We start from the raw sequence: 5,039 nt of genomic DNA on the forward strand, positions 1-5,039 counted from the left end.
CCCGCACCACAGCCACCGCGGCCAGGGTCCTGCGCCAGCTGAGCCACGACCCGCGCACCATCGCCCTGCTGATGCTGATCCCCTGCGTGATGCTCTTCCTGCTGCGCTACGTCTTCGACGGCAGCCCGCGCACCTTCGACAACATCGGCGCCTCGCTCCTCGGCATCTTCCCGCTGATCACGATGTTCCTGGTCACGTCCATCGCGACGCTGCGAGAGCGCACCTCCGGCACCCTGGAACGCCTCCTCGCCATGCCCCTCGGCAAGGGCGACCTCATCGCCGGCTACGCCCTAGCCTTCGGTGCCCTCGCCATCGTCCAGTCGGCCCTGGCCACCGGCCTCGCGGTCTGGTTCCTCGGCCTCGACGTGACGGGCAGCCCCTGGCTCCTCCTCCTGGTCGCGCTGCTCGACGCCCTCCTGGGCACCGCCCTCGGCCTCTTCGTCTCGGCCTTCGCGGCCTCCGAGTTCCAGGCGGTGCAGTTCATGCCGGCGGTGATCTTCCCCCAGCTCCTCCTCTGCGGCCTCTTCACCCCGCGCGACAAGATGCACCCGGCCCTGGAGGCCGTCTCCGACGTACTGCCGATGTCCTACGCGGTCGACGGCATGAACGAGGTCCTCCGCCACCCCGACATGACCACCGCCTTCGTACGGGACGCCCTGATCGTCGCGGGCTGCGCCCTCCTGGTCCTGGCCCTGGGCGCGGCGACCTTGAAACGCCGAACGGCATAGCAGCCCGTCCGGCGTTTGAGGACGAGGCCCTCAAGGCCGAAAGCGGGGGTCTGGGGGCGCAGCCCCCAGGGACGGGAACGGGAAGGGGCGGCGGGGGCGAAAACCCTCCACGGACCGACCGCCCACCGGCGTCCCGCGGACTGGACGCGACGCCCCCACCCGCTCCGCGAATGCGAGGATGACGACGACGGACGACGCACCCAAGACAGGGCACCGGAGGGCACCGAACGCCATGACCCAGAAAGTCGCAGTCCTCGGCACCGGCAAGATCGGCGAAGCCCTGCTCAGCGGAATGATCGGAGCCGGCTGGGCACCCGCCGACCTCCTGGTCACCGCCCGCCGCAAGGAACGGGCCGAAGAACTCCGCGCCCGCCACGGAGTCACCCCGGTCACCAACGCCGAGGCCGCCAAGTCCGCCGACACCCTGATCCTCACGGTCAAGCCGCAGGACATGGGCACCCTCCTCGACGAACTCGCCCCGCACGTCCCCGCCGACCGCCTGGTCATCAGCGGCGCAGCGGGCATCCCGACCGCCTTCTTCGAGGAGCGCCTCGCCCCCGGCACCCCGGTGGTCCGCGTCATGACGAACACCCCCGCCCTCGTCGACGAGGCCATGTCCGTCATCTCCGCCGGCACCCACGCCACCGCCGACCACCTCACGCACACCGAGGAGATCTTCGGCGCCGTCGGCAAGACCCTCCGCGTCCCCGAGTCCCAGCAGGACGCCTGCACCGCCCTCTCCGGCTCCGGCCCGGCGTACTTCTTCTACCTGGTCGAGGCCATGACCGACGCCGGCATCCTCCTCGGACTGCCCCGCGACAAGGCCCACGATCTGATCGTCCAGTCCGCGATCGGCGCCGCGACCATGCTCCGCGACAGCGGCGAACACCCGGTCAAGCTCCGAGAGAACGTCACGTCCCCCGCCGGCACCACCATCAACGCCATCCGCGAACTGGAGAACCACGGCGTCCGCGCCGCCCTCATCGCCGCCCTGGAAGCCGCCCGGGACCGCAGCCGCGAACTCGCCACCGGCACCAAGGACTGACGAGGACCGACGAGGACCGACGAGGACGGCAGGGCGGGCCCTTGCCGTCCCACCCAGGCCTGGGGCTCACTTCGCCGCTGCCACCACATCCTCCGTCGCCACCACCGCCGCGAACCCGCCCCCGTGCAGCGACACCGCCGACGCCCGCGCCAGCTCGTCCGCGCTCTGCCGCCAGCCGAAAGGCCCCTCCAGACCGAAGGTGTACGTCGCGTCGAACGCGACGACGACCTCGTACCCGAGGTTCCCACCCATCCGTGCCGTCGTCTCGACGCACATGTTCGTCTGGATCCCGGCCACCACGATCTGCGAGATCCCCGCCTCCCGCAGCCAGGCCCCCAGGTCGGGTGTCCCGAGGAACGCCGAGTTCACGCTCTTCGTGACCAGCAGCTCGGCCCCGCCCCCCTTCCCGCGTCGCCCCTCCACGTACTCCTTGAACCCGTTGCCCTCGTACCCCGCCCGCAACGGCGACCCGGGCTCGACGGAGTCGTGCCGTACGTAGACGACCGGCCGCCCGGTCGACTGCCACACGTCGATGAGGGCGGCGATGTTGTCGTCCGCCGCCGGATTGTTGCGCGCACCCCAGAAGTCGACCTCCTCGAAGCCCTGCTGCACGTCCACGACCACCAGTGCTGCGTTCTCAGCGATGTCCATGCCCTGATCGTGCCGCCAGGCAGCACCGGACCCCAGGGGTACAGAAGTCGGCGATCGATGTTTTACTGCCACTCATGGCAGCCCCCTACCGCGTCGCCCTCGTCGCCTTCCCCGGCATCCGGGCCTTCGACGTCTCCGTCATCACCGAGGTCTGGGGCACCGACCGCACCGACCGCGGCGCCCCCGCCTTCGACCTGCGCAGGGTCACCGCCGACGGCACCACCGCCGTACCCATGCGCGGCGGCCTCGCCCTCCACCCCGACCGCACCCTCGACTGGCTGGACGGCGCCGACCTGGTCCTGGTCCCCGGCCTCGACGACCACCTCACCCCGGCCCCCGCCCCGGTCCTCGACGCCCTCCGCCGCGCCCACGCCCGCGGCACGACCGTCGCGGCCCTGTGCGGCGGCGCCTTCACCCTCGCCCAGGCCGGTCTGCTCGACGGCCGCCGAGCCATCACCCACTGGCGACTGACCGACCTCCTGCGAACCCAGCACCGCCGCGTCACCGTCGTCCCCGACGCCCTCTTCATCGAGGACGACAACATCTGGACCGCCGCCGGCACGGCCGCCGGCATCGACCTCTGCCTCCACCTGGTCCGCCTGGCCCACGGCGCCGAAGCCGCCGCCACCATCGCCCGATCGATGGTCACGGCCCCCTTCCGCACCGGCACGCAGGCCCAGTTCATCGAGCACCCCACACCCCGGGCCGCTCGGGACGCCGACGCCCTCGCCGCCGTCCGCGAACACGCCCTGCGCCACCTTCACGAGCCGCTGACGGTCGCCGACCTGGCCGCCCGCGCCGGCATGTCCCCCCGCTCCTTCGCCCGCCACTTCACCGCGGCCACCGGGACGACCCCGCTCCGCTGGCTCCTGGACCAGCGCATCGCCGCAGCCCAGAAGCTGCTCGAACGCACCGACCTGCCCATGCCCGAGGTCGCCCGCCGGTCCGGCTTCGGCAGCGAGGTCACGATGCGCCAGCACTTCGCATCGCGCCTCGCCACCAGCCCCCGCGCCTACCGGGCCGCGTTCACGGGAGGAAGCAGCCCGATCGCCCGGTAAGCGGCATCCACGGTCGGCCGAGCCATGGCCCGGGCCTTCCCCGCCCCCTCCTGGAGCACACCCTCCACGTACCCGGGGTCCGCGCACAGCTCCTTGTGCCGCTCCTGCACCGGCCGCAGCACTTCGACGACGGCCTCGGCGGTGTCCTTCTTCAACGCGCCGTACGAGTCGTACCCACCCGCCAGCTCCGCCGGCTCCCCGCCCGTGCAGGCGGCGAGAATCTCCAGCAGGTTCGCGAGCCCCGGCCGCGCCTGACGGTCGTACACGACCTCACGTCCGCTGTCGGTCACGGCCCGCATGACCTTCTTCCGCACCACGTCCGGCTCATCCAGCAGATAGACGATCCCCGGCCCGACGTCGTCGCTCTTACCCATCTTCGACGCCGGCTCCTGCAGATTCATCACCCGAGCCGCCACCGCGGGGTTCGTCGCCCGGGGCACCACGAACGTGTGCCCGTACCGCTGGTTGAACCGCACCGCGAGATCCCGCGCCAGCTCCACGTGCTGCGTCTGGTCGATACCGACCGGCACGTCGTCCGTCCCGTACGCCAGGATGTCGGCCGCCATCAGCACGGGATACGTCAGCAGCGACAGCCGCACACTCCCGCCCCGCTCCCGCTCCCGCGCGGCCTTCTCCCTGTACTGGATCATCCGCCGCATCTCCCCGTCGGTGGCGACGCACTCCAGGACGTACGACAGCCGGGCATGCTCGTCCACGTGACTCTGTACGAACACGGTGCACAGCTCCGGGTCCAACCCCGCCGCCAGCAGCAACGAGGCCGCCTGCCGGCTGAGTCTGCGCACCCGCGCCGGATCGTGGTCCACGGTCAGCGCGTGCAGATCGACCACGCAGAACAGGGCGTCCGATCGGCGCTGGTCCTCCGCGGCCCACTGCCGCATGGCTCCCAGATAGTTCCCCAGCGTCAGATGCCCGGTCGGCTTGACCCCACTGAAGACCCGTGTCATCTCTCCACCTCCTGGTCAGGGCCGCCACCACCCGCCGGCCGCCCCTCCTGGAGGGAGATACGAGAACGGCCGCCGAAGCGGCGGCCGTTGAGTGCATACGTGAGAACGGCCGCCGTCAGGCGGCCCACCAGAGCCCGGTACACGTACGCGTCATCACGCCTCCCACCGTACGCGTGCGGAGGGCGTCCGGCCCGGCATTTGACACGCGCGACCCGCGCTCGTAGTGTTCTCCGAGTTGTCCGACGTGAGCGCCGACTCCGGTCGGTCCCCGGACAGCGATTCCGCAAGTACCAACCACTCCTCGACGAACAGTCGCGTTGTCGACCTCGTCGTATTGTCGGTGCGCGTATTTGCGGAATGAGGATTCCGCGTCCTCCAGGACGCGGCCCCCGATTAGCTCGGGAGCCCGGAATCCGCTAGAGTCTCACCTCGTTGAAACGGCCCAACAGCCGCGAAACAACCCCCTCTGACGGGGAATCAGGGCCGAAAGGATCTGATAGAGTCGGAACCGCCGGAAAGGGAAACGCGAAAGCGGGAACCGGAAAGGCACCGAGGAAATCGGATCGGAAAGATCTGATAGAGTCGGAAACGC

General features: G+C 70.7%; 5 protein-coding genes. 3 read left to right on the top strand and 2 right to left on the bottom strand.

Annotated elements, in window-relative coordinates; translation table 11 throughout:
• On the top strand, window positions 1–728 hold a 728-nt coding region (locus EBH09_RS20435; RefSeq protein ID WP_153182692.1), incomplete at its 5' end, for an ABC transporter permease.
• A 232-nt stretch (window positions 729–960) separates the two neighbouring features.
• The gene (proC, locus tag EBH09_RS20440; protein ID WP_121748402.1) at window positions 961–1,773 is read left to right on the top strand and encodes a pyrroline-5-carboxylate reductase; all 813 of its coding nucleotides are present in this window, start codon (window positions 961–963) and stop codon (window positions 1,771–1,773) included.
• 66 nt (window positions 1,774–1,839) lie between these two features.
• On the opposite strand, the gene EBH09_RS20445 is transcribed toward proC, so the two are convergent.
• Window positions 1,840–2,424, bottom strand: coding sequence for a cysteine hydrolase family protein (locus EBH09_RS20445; RefSeq protein ID WP_121748403.1), 585 nt, complete (start codon window positions 2,422–2,424; stop codon window positions 1,840–1,842).
• A gap of 74 nt (window positions 2,425–2,498) precedes the next feature.
• On the opposite strand from EBH09_RS20445, the gene EBH09_RS20450 reads away from it, so the two are divergent.
• Entirely contained in the window at window positions 2,499–3,482 is a 984-nt protein-coding gene (locus tag EBH09_RS20450) for a helix-turn-helix domain-containing protein (RefSeq protein ID WP_121748404.1), read from the top strand.
• Here EBH09_RS20450 and trpS read toward each other — a convergent pair.
• Window positions 3,437–4,447 (bottom strand): tryptophan--tRNA ligase, encoded by a 1,011-nt coding sequence (trpS, locus tag EBH09_RS20455; RefSeq protein ID WP_121748405.1) that lies wholly within the window; start codon window positions 4,445–4,447, stop codon window positions 3,437–3,439. The two genes, EBH09_RS20450 and trpS, sit on opposite strands and share 46 nt — an antisense overlap.
• Window positions 4,448–5,039 lie beyond the last annotated feature (592 nt).

Source organism: Streptomyces sp. E2N166 (assembly GCF_003671715.1).
Taxonomy (GTDB): domain Bacteria; phylum Actinomycetota; class Actinomycetes; order Streptomycetales; family Streptomycetaceae; genus Streptomyces; species Streptomyces thinghirensis.